Genomic DNA, 20,704 nt, shown 5'->3' with positions numbered 1-20,704 from the left:
CAACCAACAAAAAAGGAACGCACTATGACTACCGTCTCTGCCAACCGCTTGACCGATGAGGCAGTGGCACGTTTCGTCGCCGCACTAGGCGAGGATGCCGTGCTGCTCGATGACGAGTCCCGCCGGCACGAGCAATACCGGGACAAGTATTGGCCGGCCGACGACGACACGTACGATTCATCGGCAGTGCTCCTCCCCGCTTCCGCGGAAGAAGTGCAAGCCATCGTTCGCATCGCCAACGACCTTGGCATACCGCTGTGGACGTCATCCACGGGACGCAACTACGGATATGGCGGAGCTTCTCCCCGGGTCAAGGGCGCGGTGGTGGTCAGCTTGACCCGCATGAACAAGGTGCTCGAAATCAACGCTGACCTGGCCTATGCCGTTGTTGAACCTGGCGTTCGCTGGTTTGATCTCTATGAAGCCCTCCAGGAGTCCGGCAACGAGGACCTCATGATCTCCATCCCGGACCTCGGCTGGGGCAGCGTGATTGGAAACTCCCTGGATAACGGCGTCACTTACCTCCCCTACGGGTCCGATTTCATGGCCCCGTGCGGTATGGAAGTGGTCCTGGCCAACGGAGAACTAATCCGCACGGGAATGGGCGCGGTGCCGGGCAATAAGACCTGGCATCTTTATAAGCGCGGGCTTGGACCAGTGTTGGACCCCTTGTTTATCCAGTCAAACTTCGGGATCGTCACCCGCATGGGTTACTGGCTGATGCGCCGGCCGGAAGCCTACGCCCCGATCTTTCTCACGGTCCCTCGGGATGAGAACCTCGAGCAGGCTATCGACATCACACGCGAGTTGAGGCTGGAGGGCACCCTGAGGGGTGTCCCCAGCATCTACAACACGGTGACCCTGGCCGCTCAGTTCCCGGAAGTAATGGGTAAGTTCGCCGGCGGCGAGGGAACGTTCTCCGACGAAACCCTGCAGAAGATGGCGGACGAAACCGGACTGGGCCGCTGGGGCATGCGGGCAGCGCTCTGGGGCGACGGGCCCGTTGTGGAACACCAGTTGGAAAAGATCCGCAAAGCCTGGGCCGCCATCCCGGGCGCAAAAGTGATTCACGAGCACACTTATGGACGTGACGAATGGGGCGAGTTCGGATCCATCCCGGACAAGGTACACGCGGGTGTTCCCAGCATCGATATGCTTGCCGCCATGCCGCCGAACATGGGCCACATCGGCTTTTCCCCGGCGATCCCGCTCGTGGGGACTGACGTCCGGGAGGCAGTGGACTTCATCGGGAAACTGATCGCTGAACGCGCGGGAGTAAACGTTGCCGGCGGGCTGCTCGTGATCAACGAACGGACCGCGTTGTACGTGATCGGCCTGAACTACGACGTCACGGACACCGTCCAGGCGAAGAAGGCCTACGACACAGTGAAGATGCTGGTGGAAGAAGCCGGCCGCCGCGGTTACGGGGAATACCGGGCGCACTTGGATTTCATGGATCTTGCAGCGGACCAGTATTCGTTCAACGACCATGCCTACCGCCGCTTCTGCGAGACCATCAAGGACGCCGTTGACCCACAGGGCATCCTCTCCCCCGGACGCCACGGGATCTGGCCGAAGTCCCTGAGGGAAACCCCTTAGGAACCAGCCCCGGGCAGCACCCCCTGGCGATCCTGAATTACCAAACCACATTGAGGTGTTTGTATTGCGCGCCGCACTGCTCAGGAAGTTCAACGTCCCCTTTTCTGTTGAAGACGTCCAGATGCTTGACCTGGACCCGTTCCGGGTCCTCATTGCCACCAAGGCGAGTCCTTTCTGTTCCACGGACGTCACCAGCTTCCACGGCAACCTCGGAAAGGCACCCCCCACTATCCTGGGACACGCCTCAGCGGGGGAGGTTATTGAAGTCGGCGCCCAGGTCCATGACATTCTCCCCGGGCAACGCGTCATAGTGCCGGGGACTCCGGAATGCGGAAGCTGCTACTACTGCAGCGCGGGACGGCCGGATCAGTGCTCGGAACTGTTTGACCTCGGCGGTGTCTATCCCGACGTCGCTACAACTTCTGACGGTCTGCTGGTCTCGGCGGCGGGCTGCGTGGGCGGTTACGCGGAACTGATGAGTGTCTCCCGAAACCAGGTCTTCCCCGTTGTGACGGACCTGCCGTACGACGTGCTCTCCCTGTTGGGCTGCGGTATCACTACTGGTGTAGGGGCCGTCCTGAATGTCGGGAAGGTCCAGCCCGGGGAGTCCGTCGTTGTAGTGGGATGCGGGCACTTGGGGTTATGGGCGGTTCAAGCGGCCAAGCTCGCGGGTGCATCACTGATCATCGCAGTGGAGCCGCACAGCTCCCGCCGGGCCCTGGCAGGCGAGCTGGGAGCAACACATGTGATCGACCCTGCGAACGAGGACGCCGCCGACGTCGTGAAGTCCCTCACTGCAGGGCGCGGTGCGGATACTGTCATCGAGGCGGCGGGAAAACCGGACGCTCAACGCCTGGCCCTTGCCCTTTCCCGCCGGGCCGGAACGGTCGTTTTCAGCGGCCTGGATCAGGCCGGCACTGAGGTGACGTTCCCGCAGATTCCGCTGGCTGTGCAGAGCCGCCAGATGCTCAGCACGCAGAACGGCAATGTCAGGATGCGCAGGGACCTCCCACGCTACATCGACCTGCTGGAGCGCGGACTGCTGGAGGCAGAGCCCATCATCACGTCACGATACGGGCTGGAGGACATCAACGTTGCGCTTCAAAGGTCGGAATCCCTCCACGACTTATCCGGCGTCTTCGTTTTCTAACACGAACTGGGCGCGCCATTGTCTCAGTGCCGGCGCCCAGTTCTATGTTTTTTAAACACGAAGTGGACGTGGCACTGTCTCAGTGCCACGCCCACTTCTGTGTGATCAGTTCATCCTTGCGCGCCGGCCTCCCGCGAAATCATTCAGAACGTCAGCGGCTGCCCGAAATGGAAGCGGGAGAGTGAGCCGAAGGTGACGTCCCACTGTGCGGCGATGTGTGTCTTGTACATGGCCGTATCGCGGTAGTACTTTTCCATCGGTGACCCGCTCTTGGCTGAGCTGGAACCTGCAGTGGTGAAGGCGAGCTCCACCGCGTCGTTGGCCAGCCTGGCCGCCTGCTGAACCACGGCGCGGAGCCGTGCATCCTGTTCAGGGGTGAACTCCTCACTCGAAGTTTCCCAGCGGCGGCCCAGTTCCGTATATTGCCGCACCCCCGCCAGAAGCAGGCATTCGGCCGAATCAGCCAGGGCCAGCAGCTGGCCAAACCATCGGTGGTACTCGGGGCTGTCGAGGCGGGCCTGGCGGGGCGGGAAACTGGCCATCCGGACTTCCATCAGCCGTTCGAACTCATCCAGTGCCGCCCACGCGGCGCCAATCTGTGTGGCCACAAGCTCGGCGTTGAAGAAGGTCATGGTCCGGCCCAGGTACATGGGGTTCTTGTGCAGCTGGTATCCGGGAGTGCCCTCAGTGCCCAGGACGTGTTCCCGGAAGTCGTAGGGGATGGCAAGGTGCCCGGCCACGAATGCGCCGTCGATTTTGACGGAGTTTGAGCTGGAGGCGCGGAGACCGATGGTCCGGTCCCCGCCCCAATCATCAAGGACAGTGTAGTCAGAGCGGGGCACCGCGAACATCTGGAGCACAGGTTGGCCGTCGTTTTCCGAAGAGAAGGTCGGCGCGACCACCAGTACGTGCGTGCTCCACATGGAACCCGAGCAATAGTCCCACGTTCCCGTCAGCCGGTAACCGCCGTCGACCTTGACCGCTTTGCCGGCGGGGATGGTCCGGCCCGGACCGATAAACGTTTCGTGGCCGAAAAGCTCTTCCTGGGCCTGTTCACCGTAGAACGAGCCGACGTGGAAGGCGTGACCGGCCCCGAGAATGAAGGACCAGCCGACGCCGGGATCCCCCCGGGAAATCTCGATTCCAACCCTGATGAAGTCGTCCAGGCCGTACTCCAGCCCTCCATACTTGCGCGGCTGAAGTATCCGATAAAACCCGGCATCGAGGAATTCCTGGTGGATCTCCTGCGAGTATCCGCCCAGCTGCTCGTGGGCGGCCTGCAGTTCGCGCAGTCGCGGCCGGAGTCCAACGGCGCGGGCCACCAGCTCGTCGGGAGTCGGATCCTGACTTCCCGCACGCCCGGGATGGGCGGGGGAATAAAGGCTTGTGGTCATAATGAGGCTCCTGTGCGTCTATGCATGGATTGTATGACGATATTATCAGAGCGCTGTGTGGCTGGGCAAGGATTGATGCCGCAGCCCACACCTACTCTCCTATTGCGTCGACCCTCAGAGGGGGTCGTCGATAGGCCTATTCACGATTGTATGATGATGATACAGTCGCCTCATGCAATGAAGCATTCGGGTGCCAGCACCCAGAAAGAGGAGTTGATCAGCCATGCCCATGGTTACCAGCGGGAAGCCAGCCCAAGCCCTGTCCACGCAACTGACCTCAGACGCCTTTCGTGACGTCATTGGCCGCTTTGCAAGCGGGGTCACCGTCATTACAACGCACAGCGGCGGCAGAGACTTCGGCTCAACTGCCAGCGCCGTGAGCTCGCTGTCGGCAGAACCGCCAATGCTGCTCATCTGCCTGAACAAGTCCTCTGCCACCGCCCACGCCGTTGCAGAGAGCGGCACCTTTGCCGTGAACGTCCTTGCGGAGGACCACATCGAACTGGCCGGACGCTTCGCCTCCAAAGTGGCCGATAAGTTCGACGGCGTAGCCACAGAGGTGGATGCCAATGGGTCCCCGTTACTGATCGGAGCCATCGCGCACCTGGTCTGCCGCGTCAGCGAACAGGTCGAGGCCGGAACCCACTACGTCTTCCTGGCCCATGCGGAAGATGCAGTGGCCTACCCCGGCCACCCCCTGGCGTATTTCCGGGGAGGTTTTGGCCGGATGCTGATGGCTCCGGAGGCCTCAGTGCTGCGGGATGTACGTGAACGCATCATCAGCAGAGGCAGCCACGTCGACGAAACCTTGGATCCGAGGCGGCTGGCCGAAGACATGGGGGTCGATTCGAACCTGCTGCACCGCGCGCTCACCGCACTGCTCGGTGAAGGGCTCCTTCGCAAGCAGGCCGGACAGTTCATCATCGCGCCGGTGCCCGAGTCCATCATTTTCGAGTCTTACGCAGCCAAACTGGCAATCGAAGTGGGTGTTGCGGAAAGCACTGTCGGGAAGGCCAGTCCGGAGCAGCTGGCAACCCTGCGCCAATACATGGAAGCGACGCTTGAGTTTGTACGGGATGACCACTTCACCGATCCCGCGGCCTGGATAGTTGCCAACGAGCGGTTCCACGAATACATGGTGGAACTCGCCGGCTCCCGCGTCCTGCTGGAGACGTACCGGCGCCTCGGCCTCCCCGGACTGAACGCCAGGACCATTAGCCGCTCCACCTACGCGACCACCGCCCTCCTGGACGACCACAGGCAGTTGGTGGAGGCCTACGAAACCGGAGACCTGGAACAGGCCCTGGCAGTCCTGCGGCAGCATGCGGACCGTCCGCGCCAGATGCGCAGCCGGGAACAAACAGTCACCGTGCCAGCTGCCGGCGAAACGTCATAAGTTCCTGCAAACTTCTTGACTCGCCGTTCAAGTTTTTCTACGATTGTATGACAGTCTGATCGTCGGCTAGGCCTGAGTCCTATTCCCCCGCTTTAGACCACAGCTTTACCTCAGCAGACAGAGACGTCGCTGGCCATCATTGAGACCAAAGGAGATAGCAATGACGTATGTCGTCGGTTCCCACCACGTAACGCTTTCGGTTGGCGGCGCCCAGGAGGATGTGGATTTTCACACCAAAGTCCTGGGCATGCGCTTCATCAAAAAGACCGTCCTCTATGACGGATCGACCCCGATTTACCACTTCTACTACTCCAACGCGAACGGCGATCCGTCCTCGGTGGTCACCACTTTTCCGTGGGCCCAAGCAGGCCTGTACGGATCCCGCGGAACCAACCAGGCCCGCGAGGTTTTCCTCTCGGTACCGTCCGGCTCCCTGGATTACTGGGACAAGCGGCTGGGACAGCACGACGTCGAAACCCAGCTGACGGAAGTCTTCGGCGAGCGTCGCGTCAACTTCCGCCACCCTTCGGGCATTGAATACGTCCTGGTGGGCAACGACGGGGACACCAGGGAGGGGTACACCGGCAACGGCGTTCCCGCTGAAAACGCCATCCACGGCATCCACGGCACAGGCATCCACGTGTATGACCAGGACCGGATGGTGGAGTTCGCACAGGACGTGTTCTCAGCTAAAGGCAACATCCAGGAAGAAGGCGACCGGGTCCGCTTCCAGGTCGGTGACGACAAGTTCGGCAACTACGTTGAGTTGACCGGCAACCGCACAGACGATCAGGGCACCTGGCGCTACGGTGCCGGCACGTACCACCACTTCGCCTGGAACCTGGACAATCTGGAGAACCAGAACCAAATCAAGTTTGAAATCGAAGGAGCAGGCTACACCGATATCTCGGAACTGAAGGACCGAACCTACTTCAAGTCGCACTATGTGCGGACACCCGGCGGGGCACTGTTTGAGCTCGCCGTGACCCACAATGAGGGCGGGTGGGACTGCGATGAATCACCTGAGGAGCTCGGTCAGGCATTCATGCTGCCGCCCTTCTTCGAGGACCAGCGCAAATCCATCATGGACCAGCTCGAACCCGTCGAGAGCTAAGCGGCCCACCCGCAGCTCACTGGCGTTCTTCTGGCCGGCAGACAATTCGCCGGCCAGGAGAATGCCCCACACCCCCCCCGAAGGACTCAATGTTGCCTCAGCATCCGCTAGCAAAGACCCCGGTCACCACTTGGGGCAGCGAGATAGGTCAGGCGCGGGCGGCGGTTATTGCCGTCCATGGCCGGGGACAGTCGCCCGCCTTTATGCGCGCCCAGGCCGAACGCCTTGATTCCACCGGAATCCGCTTCTACTCCCCCACGGCCCCGGGACAGACGTGGTACCCCAGGCCCTTCCTTGAAGCACTTGACCATAACGAACCCAATTTGTCCCGCTCCCTCGACGCCCTGGAGTCACTCGTGACGGAGGTGGAGGCGGACGGGTTTCCCCGCGATCGCATCGTTCTCTGGGGATTTTCCCAAGGGGCTTGCCTCATTTCCCATCTGGTCCTGACCAGGCCATCCCGCTACGGTGCACTCGCGCTCCTGACCGGCGGTTTTGTAGGCCCTGACATCCTTGCTGCCCGTGACGGGTCTCCGTTGGAGGGGACGCCGGCGGTGATGCGAAGTATTGAGCATGACCCGTGGGTGCCTAAGTATCGCGTGGAACAAACGGCCAACGCGCTGTCCGAGGCGGGGGCCGCCGTCGACCTCGTCATTGCGCCGGGTGATGAGCACATCATTACGGACGAGGCCATGGCCGCCGTCGACCGGCTCCTGCAAAGCATCTAGATAGGACTGACATGTCTTTGGTTTTTGAACACACCACCCTGGGACAAAGGGTGCTCTTCGGTTCAGGAAAGGCCGCCGAGAATCTCGAGGCTGAGGTGGCGCGCATCGGCCCGAACAAGGTGATGGTGATCGCCTCCGAGTTCGAGGCCCAGATCGCAGCCGCCGTTTCGCGGAAAATCGACGTGACGTTGAACTACGACGACGTCGCCCCCCACGTGCCAATCGAAAAGGCGGAAAAGGCGCGTGCTGCCGCCGTCGAGCACGGCATCGGATTGTTGGTGAGCATCGGCGGCGGGTCAACTACCGGTATGGCAAAAGCAGTAGCTATGACGCTGGACCTGCCCATCATCGCCGTACCCACGACATACGCCGGATCGGAAGCCACCAACGTCTGGGGACTGACGGAGGCATCGCGCAAAACCACGGGAGTGGATGACAAAGTCCTCCCCGTCACCGTAATTTACGACGCAGAGCTCACCGTTTCGCTGCCCGTGGACCTGTCCGTGGCCTCTGGGCTGAATGCCCTTGCTCACTGCGTTGATTCAATGTGGGGGCCGAAGGCTGATCCTATTAACCAGGCCTTGGCCGCTGAGGGCATCCGCGCCCTGAATGAGGGGCTGCCACTGGTGAAGGACTGCCCTGACGACCTTGTAGGACGGGAACTGGCCCTGTACGGCGCTTATCTCTCAGCGGTCGCGTTCGCCTCTGCCGGATCCGGGATGCACCACAAGATCTGCCATGTTCTCGGCGGCGCCTACAACCTGCCCCACGCCCAGACCCACGCAACAGTCCTGCCGTACGTCCTGGCGTTCAACGCCCCGGCAGCCCCGGAAGCAGCACGGCGCATAGCGGCAGCCTTCGGTGCCAACGACGCCACAGGGGGTCTGAACCTGCTGCGTGAGCGTCTCGACGCACCCGCGGCGCTGAAGAACCATGGCTTTGCGGAAGAAGACATTTCCGAGGCCGTAGAACTCATCCTCCCCAAGATTCCTGCCTCCAATCCTCGCGAGGTCACCAGGGAAAACCTCACATCACTGCTCCAGTCCGCCTACGCAGGTTCGGCACCAGGGCTCTAGGCCAATGATCTTCAAAGCGGCGGTACTTGAACAATTCGGCGTCCCCATGGCTGTCCACGACGTTGAAATGAAGGACCCTGCAGCGGGTGAAGTCGTGATCAGGAACACCGCCGCGCCGTTCTGTTCCACCGACTGGCTGGGATGGAAAGCAATGCGGAACAAGACGCGGCCCGTCATCTTGGGGCACACCGCCGTTGGAATAGTGGAGGGCACCGGAGCCGGGGTGACCCGCTTCAAGACCGGGGACCAGGTGCTAGTGGCAGGCACGCCCGAATGCGGCGACTGCTTCTATTGCGGCATAGCAAGGCCTGATCAGTGCAGCGCCCTGATGGACCAGCCCGAGCCGATAGTGGGTGCCAAAAGAGACGGTACGCCACTCAAGGCCGCCGGCCGTGTGGGAGCCTACGCGGAATACGTCCTAGCGAACCAGAACCAGGTGTGGACCCTTGAAAGCGACCTGCCAACCAGCCAATTGAGTCTCCTGGGCTGCGGCGTCACCACGGGGCACGGGGCTGTTTTCAACGTAGCCCAGGTAGAGGCCGGACAATCAGTAGCGGTTGTGGGGCTGGGACACCTCGGACAATGGATGGTTCAGGCAGCACGCGTCGCCGGAGCAGAACGCGTCATCGCCGTAGACATGGTTCCGGCCCGGCGCGACCTTGCCATGTCACTGGGCGCTACCCACTCCGTGGACCCTACCGCGTCTGACCCGGTGGAACAGGTACGATCCCTCACGGGTGGCCGCGGCGCCGACGTCGTGCTTGAAGCGGCGGGACCGGAACTGGCCGTCCAACAGGCAGTTCTTATGTCCCGTAGGGCGGGAACCGTTGTGCTGACGGGAGTTCAGCAGTTTCAGGCGACGGTCAGCCTGCCGCAGATGGCCATGGCGATACAAGGGCGGCGTATCCTCGCCTGCCAGAACGGACAGAGCATTCTTAGCCGGGACCTCCCGCTGTGCCTGGGCCATATGGAGAGTGGGCGCTATCAGGCTGCTGGCATCGTAAGCGCTGAATATCCGTTGTCAAAGATCAATGAGGCGATGTACGCCTCCGGGGAACTGCGAGATCTCAGCGGAGTGCTCGTCTTTTGATCAAACCCTTGCGGTTGCGTCAGTCGCCTCAGGGACCGCCCTTGAGGATTACTTAGATTCCGGGCGTGTACTTCCGGTGGTACACCAAGACGATGATAAATTGTATGACAGGGCAACATTTTTCATCGATCGCTGAGGACCCATGACCACTACATCCAACTCCTTGTCCGAGGCATGGGTATCCAGCCCCGTAGGCCGCATAGCTGCCCCACTCAGGGAACAGGTCATCGCCGCCTTAAGGGAAGCCATTCTTGATTTCCGGCTGAAGCCGGGCCAGCGGCTTGTGGAGCGTGAACTGATCGAGCAGTTGGGAGTGTCGCGGACCACTGTCCGGGAAGCACTCCGTGAACTCACTTCCGAAGGGCTGGTCACCGTAGTGCCCCAGAAGGGGGCCATTGTCACGCAACCTTCACTGGACGAGGCGCACGATCTCTATGAAGCGAGAGCGGTCCTCGAGTCCCTGCTGGTGGAACGCTTCGTTGAGAAAGCCTCAAGATCCCAGATCCTGCGCCTAAATGCAGCAGCTGAGGCTTTTGCTGAAGCCGCCGACCGTGACGAGGCTTCCGCAATCCTGGCGGCCAAGGATGTCTTTTACGATGTCTTGGTTCAAGGAGCAGGCAGCTCGGTATTTGCACAACTGACGGAGACTATCCAAGCCCGGGTGCGTGTACTCAGGGCCCAAGCCATGTCCCGCGAAGGCCACAGCCAAGCCGTGGAAGAGCTGCGGGGCATTGCCGAAGCCGTCCAGGCAGGTGATGGCAAACTTGCCGCCGAACTTTACGCGCGGCACATCCGACGGACCGAAGCCAACGCTTTGCAGAGCCTCAGGGAAGCAGAAGAAGCCAGCTAAGACTGACCACGCTTCGCCCTCCCCGATATCTTGCCACTGAAACTCACGCGGTTCATGTTCCATGACCCACGGTCACGAGACTTTTTAGGCAGCACCCGTCGACGATCTCGCCGCCCCTCTGGGCACCCAATCGCGATGCAAACCCGCGACGGGCCATACACATCGCCGTCCGGGACCTTCCGCAGGAAGCATCAGAAGCTCTACCTCCGGGCATGACACATGTACGCTTCCACCGATGATCCCGCAAGGGCACTTAACCATCACCCCAAACCTGACAGATGTCACTCCTGGCCTTCCGCAGCGACGGGTTTGATACTGCGATCCACGAAGAAGCCCAGCCGCCCCACCGCCCACACCCGGGGACAATTCCTATGGTTATCCACCGCTACTGCTTCTAAGGGAGCTACCCCAACCGCTCCCTCAATACCCAGCCGTGGATAACCCGAATTAACCCCCCAGCTGTGGACGGATCAGAGTCACCGGAGCGAGCTTGTCCAAGTTCGGTCAGGTTGACGGAATCACGGTCATCGGCGTTCAGAAATGGGGCGGGGAATCCGTTTTAGGGGTACGGAGACGTCCCCGCCTCTCAGGAGAAACAGCCGGCGGGAGCGCCACCGCCTGTTCCTGTTTTTGTGTAACTCCCAGGTGCCAGAGCTTCAAGTGCGCTGATTGGTCAGCCCGTCGGTGTGACGTGCAGTCGGTCGAAGGAAACCTGCTGGCTGTCCTTGTTCAGGACCACAACGCGTCGCGGCCGTTCTGGATGTCATCCACAGGCGGCGTCACATGCCGCAGAGCATGTGACGCCGCCTACCGCCCGAGTTACTTGAGAGCCGTGGCGTTCTCGCGGGTGTTGGTGACGGTGTGCGGGACCGTCAGGAGGGCCAGCACTGCCAGGGCGCCGGCGGCTGCGAAGATGTAGAAACCCCACGGGTAGGCGATACCGGCGGCGACCAGGCCGCCTGTCACGGCAGGTCCTGCGATGGCGCCGACGCGGCCGACGCCGGCAGCGAACCCGAGTGCGGTTGCGCGTAGGCGGGCCGGGAACAGTTGGCTGACCCAGGCGTAAACGAGTACCTGGGAACTGAAGACAAACACTCCCGTGACGAAGACGAGCGCGTTGAGCAGGATCGCGTTGTCGACTTTGATGCTCAAAAGGGCGAGGCACACCGCCGAAAGGCCGAACCACAGCAGCACGATGGGCTTGGTTCCGTGCTTGTCAGCCAGGACGCCGGCGATAATAAGTCCGGCAACGGCCCCGAGGTTCAAGACAAGGAGCAGGGAAAGCCCTGCGCTAACGGGATAACCGGCCGAAGCCATCAGCTGCGGAAGCCAGGTATTCAGGCCATATACCAGCAGCAGCCCCATGAACGACGCCGCACCGATCCCCGCGGCGACCAGGGGGTAGGGCTTCTTAGCCAGATCCCGGAACCCGGTTTTCTCCTCTGTCCTGACAGTCCTGACGGCCGGCAAGGTCTCGGGCAGTTTGAACCACAGGAACGGCAGCAGGACCAGGCCGGCAATGCCTCCCACGACGAACATAGTGCGCCAGTCCGGAATGACGATCATCGCCAGGAAGGCGGTGGCCACTGCACCGACGTGGTACCCGGTCATCGTACGGGTAGTTGATTTACCGGCGGTACCGGCCGGGGCATAGTCGTTCATGTAGGCGAGGGCGGCCGGCAGGCAGGCCCCTAGCCCGGCCCCGGCCAAAAGCCGGAAAGCACCAAAGACTGCTACGTTCGGAGCCCACACCACCGCGAGGGTGAACAGCGAGAACCAGAGCACGCATGCAATCAGGAGGTTTCGGCGCCCGAAACGGTCCGAGAGTGGGGCGATAAAGAGTGCTCCCAAACCCACGCCCACGAGGGAGATTGTGGCGACGAAAGTAGCGCCGACCGCGTCAAAGCCAAGCTCGCCCGTCTTGATCAAGGTGGGGATGACGGTGCCGAGCACCACGAGATCAAAACCGTCCAGGACCATCGCGAGCCAGCACAGCCACACCGGCCAACGTGACGGGCGGTCGGAAGGAGAAAGTGTCATGAAATCCTCATTGATTTAGGGAAAAGATTGGAAACGGCAACCGTTCAAGAGAGTGCTGTCACAGCTGGACGTGATCCACGGCATGCTTACCGCCAGTTAGAGTACAGTGCGTTCGTCTCAGGAACAAATGTTCGAAATGCGAACAGCTATCGGCGAATTGTGGCGCAGCGCCCTGTTGCGTCGGGAAGCAGCCGTCATTAGGAAGAGAAAGATGAAAGGTCCTAAGCGCCTCGCCGACGTTGCCCTGCCGCTAGGCCAGCACCATTGCAGGATCGGTACAAGATCGTCGTGTCGACGGAAATGGTTGCGCAGGAGCACCTGCGGCGCCATGATGTAGAAGGGCCGGTCGCGGCCCGATCGGGACAACCCCATGCCCACCAGCGATATATTCAAATGACAACAGGACTACACGACAGCACATCAGCCGCTCGGTTTCCGGGCTGAGCCGTGGGCGTTCTTCCACACGAGTCAGGGCATGAGGATTTAGGTGAATTCAGCCTGGATAAGGATCAGATCGTAGCCGTCGTCCCTTTGGAAAAGTCTGCGTTCCCCGACGCTAACGATGGCCCAGACGCTGTCCCCCCGTTCGGAAGTTAGGTCCACGACACCCCGTTCGAATCGGGTGCCATCCAGGCGAACTTCCACAGTGTCCCCCGGTGAGACCTTGTCCCACTGTCTGGAGTAGCCCGTTCCTTGTGTCCTTTTGGCCCGATTTCCTAGGCGGGCCTGACCGCCCAGTGGTCGCGTTGGCGATGCAATCGGTTCTTGCTGGCCGCGTTGGGCGCCTGTGTAAATGTTGTCCATGGAAAAGCTTCCTCGGTGGGTGGGTGGGGGGTGGGGGCGCCGGTGGTTGCTGGCGCCCCCGCGGTTGGCGCGGCCGGTTTAGGACTCAGTTCGATTACTCATCCGTGCATCTCCTTTGATACGGCACCAGGCAGCTGCGAGCGTGCTGCTGGGTGGCGGAATTACGGTACTTAACTTGGTTACCTTCCGTACCACTGTTCGAAGCGAATCAACGAAGGGGCGAAGTGGCCGCGGCGGGCCACTTTGCCTACCGCTGCGGCAGCCTGGACGGGAGCTTCGGTGCGACGCAGGACGGGTGCAGCTCGTGGGATCGGCGCAGCGGGACGACCACAACGGAACTAGTTCGCGGAGATGCTGGCAAGTCGCCGGTGCCGGCGTTGGCGTTGTCTGTGCGGATCCGGGATGGGGGCTGCGGCGACGAGTTTGCGGGTGTAGGGGTGTTGTGGGTTTTCGCAGACTTCGGCGCTGGGTCCGTCTTCGACGATGCGTCCCTTTTCCAGGACGATGGTGCGGTCAGCGAATTGCCGGACGACTGCGAGGTCGTGGGTGATGAAGAGGTATGAGACGCCTAACCGGTCCTGGAGTTCATCGAGCAGCTCAAGGACTGCTGCCTGGGTGGTGACGTCCAGCGCGCTGGTGGGTTCGTCGCAGACGATCACACTGGGGTCCAGGGCCAGCGCTCGGGCGATGGCGATGCGTTGCCGTTGCCCGCCACTGAAGTCGCCGGGGTAGCGGGAGGCGGCATCTGCTGGCATGTTCACCCGGTCAAGGAGCACGCGGATCCGCTCCGCTGCTTCGGCTTTCGTCGCCCGCCTGGCTGCCAGCAGGGGCTCGGCCATGATGTCCCCGATCGTAAGGGCCGGGTTCAGGGAACCGTAGGGGTTTTGGAAGATGACCTGCAATTCGGTCGCGAGCGGCCGGCGTTCCTTGTGGGTCAGCTGGCTGATCTCACGCCCCCGGAACCGCACGCTTCCTTCCGTAACGGGCGTCAGACCGAGAATTGCCTTGCCGATCGTTGACTTGCCAGACCCCGACTCCCCTACCAGGGCCAAGGTCTCTCCTTCTCCGAGCTGGAAGGACACGTCCTCGATCACCCGGTTGGCTTTTTTCCGGAAGCCAGGTTTGGAGTACTCGACGGCCAGTCCGGACACTTCCAGCAGCGGTTCCGCGGTGGTGCTGCCGTGGCGGGCAGATCCTGATGGTTCCGTGGTGGGTGTCATGAGGTTTTCTCCAGGCTCGGGGTGCTGTCGATGAGTTTGCGCGTGTATTCGTGCTGCGGCGCGTAGAACAGGTCGTCGATCTCTGCCGCCTCCACGATTCTGCCCTTGGACATCACGATGGCCCGGTCGCACAAGTCAGCGACCACTCCGAGGTCGTGGGTCACGAGAAGGATGGCCAGCCCGCGTTTGTCGCGCAGGTCGCGGAGCAGGTCCAGTATTCCGGCCTGGACCGTGACGTCAAGGGCGGTGGTGGGCTCGTCGGCGATGAGGATGTCCGGGTCTCCTGCCAGAGCCATTGCGATGACGACGCGTTGGATCATTCCGCCGGAGAGTTCGTGGGGGTACTTTTTGACGACTTCTTCCGGGTTGGGCAGCCGGACGCTGCGCAGCAGTTCCAGCGTCCGGGCCTTTACTCCGGCGGAAGGTCCGGCGCCCAGGTGGCGCAGGACTTCGCCGAGCTGGTCCCCGATGGTGAACAGTGGGTCAAGCGCGACCATCGGCTCCTGGGAGACGAGACCAATCCTGCGTCCGCGGATGGGGCGGTAGTTTTTCTCTGTGAGGTTGACGATGCTGTTCCCGTCCAGCCAGGCACCACCAGCGGTGACGCGGCCGTTTGGTGGCAGCAGACCCAGCAGTGAGAGCGCGGTGACTGTTTTGCCGCTGCCGGACTCCCCGACCAGTCCCAGGATCTCACCCTTGCCGAGGGTGAAGGAGATGGAGTCAACGACCGTGACAGCACCGGCGTTGGTGCTGAACCCGATGGTGTAGTCGCGAACATCGAGCAGCGCGCCGGGGATCTGCGGTCCTGAGGTGGGGGCCGGTGTCGTTCGGGTCAGCGGCTGGACGTCCGCCGCGGCCCGTGCTGAACGGGTGGCCTGGGGCCGGCTGGCGGAGCCTCCCTTTTTCTTCTCCGCGTTCATGTCCCGGAGGCCGTCGCCGAGTAGTCCGAACGCCAGTTTCATCAGGGCGATTAACCCGCCGGTGATGAACAGCAGGTAGCCGCTCTGCGCCATGACGGTGGCAGCCTCTCCTACCATCCCACCCCAACTGGGGGCCGGGGGTATGGTTCCGAGGCCGAGGTAGCCCAGACCGGTTTGAAGGGACAGCGCAATTCCGCCGAAGAACGAGGCCTGAACCACCAGTGGGCCCATCACTGCAGGAAGGACGTGGCGGAACATAATCCGCCCGTGCCCTAGCCCGGAGACCAGCGCCGCGGAAACGTACAATTCCTCTCTGACGGTCAGGCAGACTCCGCGGATGACGCGGATGAGGTTGCCGGCCGCAAGGAATCCGAAGGTGATCATTGATGCAGTAAGGGACTGATTGAAGATGGCGAGCACGGCCATAACGATCACAATGCTTGGCAGTGCCATCAGGATGTCGACCACTGCGCTGACGGCCCGGTCAACCAGGCCCCCAAGGTAACCGGCGACAATGCCAAGCACGACGCCGGTGACCAGGTAAATGGCGAGTGCGGTCGCGACGCCGCCAAGGGCGGGTTGCCCGCCATGGAGGAGGCGGGAGAGGACATCGCGGCCCAGCGCGTCAGTGCCGAGCAGGTGTGTTGTGGACGGGCCCTGGAGGATGGCGTAAAGATCCTGCGCGAGCGGGTCATAGGGCGCGATCAGCGGAGCGAGCACTACGGCAATGGTCACAAGTGCGAGCACGGCCAGGGAGAGTGCAGCCAGTGGCTTGGCGCGGAGCGCGGTAACGATACCTGCCAGGGGTCGGGCCGGTGATGGCGTGGCGGCGGTGGGGAGAGTCATGAGACACGAACCTTTGGGTCAATGAGGCCGTAGGCGATGTCCACGACGAAGTTGGTTATGACGACGAGGACCGTGAATGCCAGGGCCACGCCCTGGATGACGGGGATGTCGTGGCGGTTGGTGGCGTCCACTGCCAGGGTGCCGAGGCCGGGGAGGACAAAAACGTTCTCCACAACGACGGCACCTGAAATGGCGTTGACGAAGACCAGTCCGATCATGGTGGCAAAGGAAACGCTGGAGTTCCGCAGAGCGTGTTTCCAGACCAGTGAACGGTGCGGGACTCCGGAGGCGCGGAGGGTCCTGATGTAGTCCTGGCTGAGCGCGCTCATCATCCCGTCGCGCATCATTTTGGCGATGGAAGCGATGCCGTGCAGTGACAGTGCGGCGACCGGAAGGATCAGGGCCAGCGCCCAGCCCGATGGGGAGTCCTGGAACGGGACGTAACCGGTTGCCGGCAGCACGGCAAGTGTGACGGCGAAGATGGAGGTCAGGACCAGGCCGACCCAGAAGTTGGGCAGCGAGCTTCCGACCAGCGACAGTACGTCAACGGCGCGGCGAATGAAGCCGGTGCGGGTCGCGCTGAGGACGCCGAGCACCAGCCCGATCAGGGCCGCCACCACAGTCGTTGCGATCACAAGGGAAAGCGAGACGGGCAGGCGCTGGAGGAGCGTAGTGGTCACGGCATCGCCCGTGAAAATGGACGTGCCGAGGTTTCCGCTGAGGACGTTCGCGAGGTAATCCAAGTACCGCACAAGCAACGGCTCGTCCAGGCGCAGTTCCTGGCGCAGCGCAGCATATTGTTCGGGCGTGGCGTTGACCCCGAGCAGGGAAGTGGCAGGGTCGCCCGGGACGAAGGACTGAAGGACGAACGTGATGGCGGAAACGATCAGGAGCAGGGGGATGGACAACAGGAGCCGGCGTGCGGCGATTCTCAACATGGCAGGGCCTCCGTGGGTGGGTGTGGGGGCGGGGGCGCCGGTGGTTGCTGGCGCCCCCGCGGTTGGCACGGCCGGTTTAGGCTACTTGGCCGACCAGGCGGTGATGGGCAGCAGCTCTCCGGATTCTCCGATGTATTCCAGGCCGGTGACTTTGTCCTTGTTGAACATGAAGATCGCATCCACTTGGGCGATCGGCATTGCGATGGCTTCCTCGACCAGTACCTTGGACAGGTCTTTCGCTCGGTTCCCGATCTGGTCTTCGGTGGCGGTGGAGAGCTGGTTGAATGCTTCGCCCACGGCCTGGTTCTCCACCTTAAAGGGGTTGAGCACTCCGTTGGGCATGAAGCCGAACTGCGAGGTCAGGTACAGGGGTCCGCCGGCACCAAGGACCGTGGCTCCATTGTTCAGCGAGTTCAGGTCACCGACCCATTCGCCGAAGTTCGCCGCCGGCTTGAGTTCGACCTTGACGCCGATCTGCCCGAGCTGGGCGGCGATCGCCTGGACCATCTTGGTATCGGCACCGTTGAATGACTGGTAGCTCATTGGGAGTGTGAAACCGTCCGGGTAACCGGCTTTGGCCAGCAGCTCTTTTGCCTTGGCGGGATCGTACGTGTAGGTGGAGTTCAGCGCTTCGTCGTAGCCGTAGGCGGGTGTGCCCGAAGGCGTGGGCTGCTGAATGGGCGATCCGTACTTGCCATACGCGGCATTGACGATGGCCTGGCGGTCCACCGCCATATTCAGCGCCTGGCGGACCTCCTTTGACTTCAGCGCCGGAACCTTCGTTCCGTCACGGTCCAAGAGATAGACGCCGCGCCACAGGTTAGGCTTGTAGATTTCCTCGATACTCCCGCCTCCGGCGGTACCGCCGACCGTTGCATCGGCGTACATGGCATCGATCTGTTTGGTCTTCAGTGCCTGCACCTGCTGGGTCACGTTCGGGATGACCTGGACGGTGATTTCCTCGAAGTCGATGGCTTCCTGGTCGTAGAAGTTCTCGTTCTTCACATAGACGTAACGGTCACCGGACACCGTCCGCCCGGCGTCCAGAACATACTCACCGGCACCAAAGGTCTTGGAGGCCAGCTGGGCCGGATCCTTCAGGCCGGCCGGGCTGACCGGACTGCCTGCGTAGTAATTCGGGGTCAGCAGCTGGTCGATCATGGGGTTGGGCTTAGCGCTGGTAATGATGATCCGCTCCGGGCCGTCCGCTGCGAAGGACAGATCCATGAAGTACGCGCGGGTGGGGCCGGTGCCCTTTTCCTGGAAGTGCTTGAAGGTAGCGATGACCTCAGCGGACGTCAGCGGTGAGCCGTCGGCGAACTTCAGGCCCGGGCGCAGCTGAACTTCGAAGGTCTTGTTATCGGTGCCAACATATCCCCACTGCTCGGCCAGGCCCGGGACAAGCTTGCCCTCGGCGTCGAACTTAATCAGGGACTCATAAGCGGGGTCCTCAAACCAGCGGTTGGGGCTGCCGTTGGCGGCTTTGCTCGTGTCCAGGCTCAATGGAGCGGTGGCCACAGCCACGGTGAGTTTTGTGCTCCCGGCCGGGGCCTGACTGGCGCCGGTGTTGCTTCCCCCTCCGCAGGCGGTCAGGAAAAGTGTGGTGAGGAGGGCGGCCGTGCTGAGGATTGGCATCTTCTTCGATGACATGGGTAAGGCTCCTAGGTGGGAGTGGCAAGGGTGGATGCGGATGGATGGGGGGGCAGCGGGCCGGGTCACAGTGTCCCTGTGGTCAGCCGGCTCGGATAGTTCGTGCCGAAATGGAGTGTTTGGCGTGCCGGGACGGTGGTCTCGGCGTCGTAGGCCAGTGCACCGGTGTTTGGGTTGCGGTCCCAGCGGGGGTGGCAGCTGGAAGTGATCTGAACACGAAGCCTGTCCCCGGGGGCGAAAGTGTAGGCGGTGGACCACAGGCTTACTGTGAATTCGTAAACCCTTCCGGGCTCCAAAGGTGAGGGTTTCCCGCCTGGAATGAAGTTACCGGCCTCGTCGAGGCTGTCGCGCCACGACGCCCGGACGATTCCATCGGCCAGTGAATACGAGCGGCCGTTCGGAGCCACCCGGCACAACCGGACCACGAAGTCAGTGTCCGGCGCCGAGGATGAGGCGTGGAACGTTGCCGTTACCGGCCCGTAGACCGTAACTGCTTCCTCCAGCGTCTCCGTGGTGAAGGTCAGCACGTCCTCACGGCTTTCGGCCAGGAACTGGTCGGCAGGTCCGGGCATGTAGGGGCCGTAAATCATGGTGGCCCCGCCCACGGTAGGCACCGGATCGACAGGGTCGTAGACGTAGGAAGCTGTCGCCTCTGCCCCGGGGGCCTCCAGCAGCGCATCATCCTCGCCCAGATACCAGGAACGCTTCCCCGTGGGTTCGGGAAGTTCGTCGTACCCGCGCCAGGTGTTCTCGCCCATGACGAAAAGAAGCACCGGCGGGACGCATTCCAGCGCGCTCGTTTCGCCCTTGAGTGTTGCGTCGAAGAAAGCGGTGTGGATCCTGGACAGGTCCCCATGCCCCCCAACCAGACCGGCGGAGGCGGGCATGCCGAAGGAGACGTCAGCAAAGGAGCCGGAGAAGTTCGAATGGCTCCACGGGCCAACGATCAGCCGTGGGGTGATGCCATCAATTTCCTGGGCAAGGTCGTGCTGCATACGGTACTGGGCGAGCGTGCTGGGCAGAAAGATGTCGAACCAGCCGCCGATGTGCAGGGTGGCTACGGGGATGGGCTCGGCGGTGGGCTCGTCCCAGGCTGCCGCTGTGGTCCCGCCCGGGGCCTCGCCGGCGCTGGGGAGGATATGGCGCCGCACGAAGGAGCTCATACTGGGAGCGAGTGAACTGATCGGCAACGCGTCGTAAACACGCCCACTGACGAAGGCCTGGTCGAGATCGAAGAAAGCTTGCAGCTCCTTGCTCCGCCGCTCAGGATCGTCTGAGAACTCTCGGTGGAGTTCATTCAACGCCGCCGACGCATGGCCCCAGCCGATACGGCTCCCAAACTCATGCGCGCCTCCGCGGAACAGCGAGCCGTTGTTCGCATTGCCGGCAGCCGAGACACCCAGAGCCATAGCTTGCAGAGCCGACGGGCGGTGGGTGGCGGCCCGCCATTGCGTCTCCGAAAAGTAGGAACGCCCCCACATCCCTACACTGCCGTTTCCGTACGGGAGCCCAGCCGCCCACGCAACAGTCGTCGCTCCGTCGTCGGCCTCATGGATGGATGGCTCGAAGGCACCATCGGAGCCAAAGCGGCCGCGGCAGTCCTGCATCACCACAACGTAGCCGGCGGCGGCGACCGTCGTGGGGTTGAAATAGGCGGAGTTGACGGCGAGGTCGCGGCCGTACGGAGTCCGGGTGAGGAGAACCGGAAAGCGCCTGTCCGGCGAGGCCGGGCGGTACACGGTTGAGCGGAGGACGACGCCATCTGTCATGACGGTTTCGACATCGTTGTCCACGATCACTGAAAAGCGAAGCACTTTCATCCTTTGATGGGGTGGTGTCCTAAATCACTCCACAGACTGTATGCGTTATCCTCGACGCTCGTCAACACA

At 62.2% G+C, this 20,704-nt stretch carries 15 protein-coding genes; 8 read left to right on the top strand and 7 right to left on the bottom strand.

The genetic code is table 11. From position 1 onward, the window contains the following. Window positions 1-24 precede the first annotated feature (24 nt). Both M1D93_RS01080 and M1D93_RS01075 read left to right on the top strand, forming a co-directional pair. The gene (locus M1D93_RS01080; RefSeq protein WP_461173365.1) at window positions 25-1,599 is read left to right on the top strand and encodes an FAD-binding oxidoreductase; all 1,575 of its coding nucleotides are present in this window, start codon (window positions 25-27) and stop codon (window positions 1,597-1,599) included. Between the two features lie 64 nt (window positions 1,600-1,663). Beyond that, window positions 1,664-2,749, top strand: a complete 1,086-nt coding sequence (locus tag M1D93_RS01075; protein ID WP_461173364.1) for a zinc-binding dehydrogenase — start codon at window positions 1,664-1,666, stop codon at window positions 2,747-2,749. Between the two features lie 143 nt (window positions 2,750-2,892). Here M1D93_RS01075 and M1D93_RS01070 read toward each other — a convergent pair whose 3' ends face one another. Further along, window positions 2,893-4,143, bottom strand: a complete 1,251-nt coding sequence (locus M1D93_RS01070) for an acyl-CoA dehydrogenase family protein (RefSeq protein WP_461173363.1) — start codon at window positions 4,141-4,143, stop codon at window positions 2,893-2,895. Between the two features lie 223 nt (window positions 4,144-4,366). Between M1D93_RS01070 and M1D93_RS01065 the strand changes: the two genes are divergently transcribed. The 6 genes from M1D93_RS01065 (at window position 4,367) to M1D93_RS01040 (ending at window position 10,397) form a co-directional block, all read left to right on the top strand. Next, the gene (locus tag M1D93_RS01065) at window positions 4,367-5,539 is read left to right on the top strand and encodes a flavin reductase (RefSeq protein ID WP_461173362.1); all 1,173 of its coding nucleotides are present in this window, start codon (window positions 4,367-4,369) and stop codon (window positions 5,537-5,539) included. Window positions 5,540-5,699: 160 nt separating this feature from the next. Further along, on the top strand, window positions 5,700-6,653 hold the full coding sequence (locus M1D93_RS01060) for a VOC family protein (RefSeq protein WP_461173361.1): 954 nt from the start codon (window positions 5,700-5,702) through the stop codon (window positions 6,651-6,653). Window positions 6,654-6,742: 89 nt separating this feature from the next. Continuing rightward, window positions 6,743-7,381 carry an alpha/beta hydrolase gene (locus M1D93_RS01055; RefSeq protein ID WP_461173360.1) on the top strand — a complete coding sequence of 213 codons (639 nt, stop codon included), beginning with the start codon at window positions 6,743-6,745 and terminating at the stop codon, window positions 7,379-7,381. An 11-nt stretch (window positions 7,382-7,392) separates the two neighbouring features. Beyond that, complete coding sequence (locus M1D93_RS01050) at window positions 7,393-8,457, top strand: maleylacetate reductase (RefSeq protein WP_461173359.1); 1,065 nt, start codon at window positions 7,393-7,395, stop codon at window positions 8,455-8,457. Window positions 8,458-8,461: 4 nt separating this feature from the next. Next, window positions 8,462-9,547, top strand: coding sequence for a zinc-binding dehydrogenase (locus M1D93_RS01045; RefSeq protein WP_461173358.1), 1,086 nt, complete (start codon window positions 8,462-8,464; stop codon window positions 9,545-9,547). 142 nt (window positions 9,548-9,689) lie between these two features. Beyond that, window positions 9,690-10,397 (top strand): GntR family transcriptional regulator, encoded by a 708-nt coding sequence (locus M1D93_RS01040; RefSeq protein WP_461173357.1) that lies wholly within the window; start codon window positions 9,690-9,692, stop codon window positions 10,395-10,397. A gap of 819 nt (window positions 10,398-11,216) precedes the next feature. Here the strand turns inward: M1D93_RS01040 and M1D93_RS01035 are convergent. The 6 genes from M1D93_RS01035 to M1D93_RS01010 form a co-directional block, all read right to left on the bottom strand. Then, window positions 11,217-12,437, bottom strand: a complete 1,221-nt coding sequence (locus tag M1D93_RS01035) for an MFS transporter (protein WP_461173356.1) — start codon at window positions 12,435-12,437, stop codon at window positions 11,217-11,219. A gap of 1,142 nt (window positions 12,438-13,579) precedes the next feature. Then, entirely contained in the window at window positions 13,580-14,461 is an 882-nt protein-coding gene (locus M1D93_RS01030) for an ABC transporter ATP-binding protein (RefSeq protein WP_461173355.1), read from the bottom strand. Continuing rightward, window positions 14,458-16,227, bottom strand: coding sequence for a dipeptide/oligopeptide/nickel ABC transporter permease/ATP-binding protein (locus tag M1D93_RS01025; protein ID WP_461173354.1), 1,770 nt, complete (start codon window positions 16,225-16,227; stop codon window positions 14,458-14,460). The genes M1D93_RS01030 and M1D93_RS01025 overlap by 4 nt, the downstream gene beginning before the upstream one ends. After that, complete coding sequence (locus tag M1D93_RS01020; protein WP_461173353.1) at window positions 16,224-17,165, bottom strand: ABC transporter permease; 942 nt, start codon at window positions 17,163-17,165, stop codon at window positions 16,224-16,226. The genes M1D93_RS01025 and M1D93_RS01020 overlap by 4 nt, the downstream gene beginning before the upstream one ends. 81 nt (window positions 17,166-17,246) lie before the next feature. Next, window positions 17,247-18,815 (bottom strand): ABC transporter substrate-binding protein, encoded by a 1,569-nt coding sequence (locus M1D93_RS01015; protein ID WP_461173352.1) that lies wholly within the window; start codon window positions 18,813-18,815, stop codon window positions 17,247-17,249. A 65-nt stretch (window positions 18,816-18,880) separates the two neighbouring features. After that, a complete protein-coding gene (locus M1D93_RS01010; protein WP_461173351.1) occupies window positions 18,881-20,629 on the bottom strand; it encodes a CocE/NonD family hydrolase in 1,749 nt (582 codons plus the stop codon). Window positions 20,630-20,704 lie beyond the last annotated feature (75 nt).

The organism is Arthrobacter sp. Z1-9 (assembly GCF_054792695.1).
The sequence above is the reverse complement of the archived record's forward strand: the minus strand, read 5'-3'. Positions and strand labels throughout refer to the sequence as shown.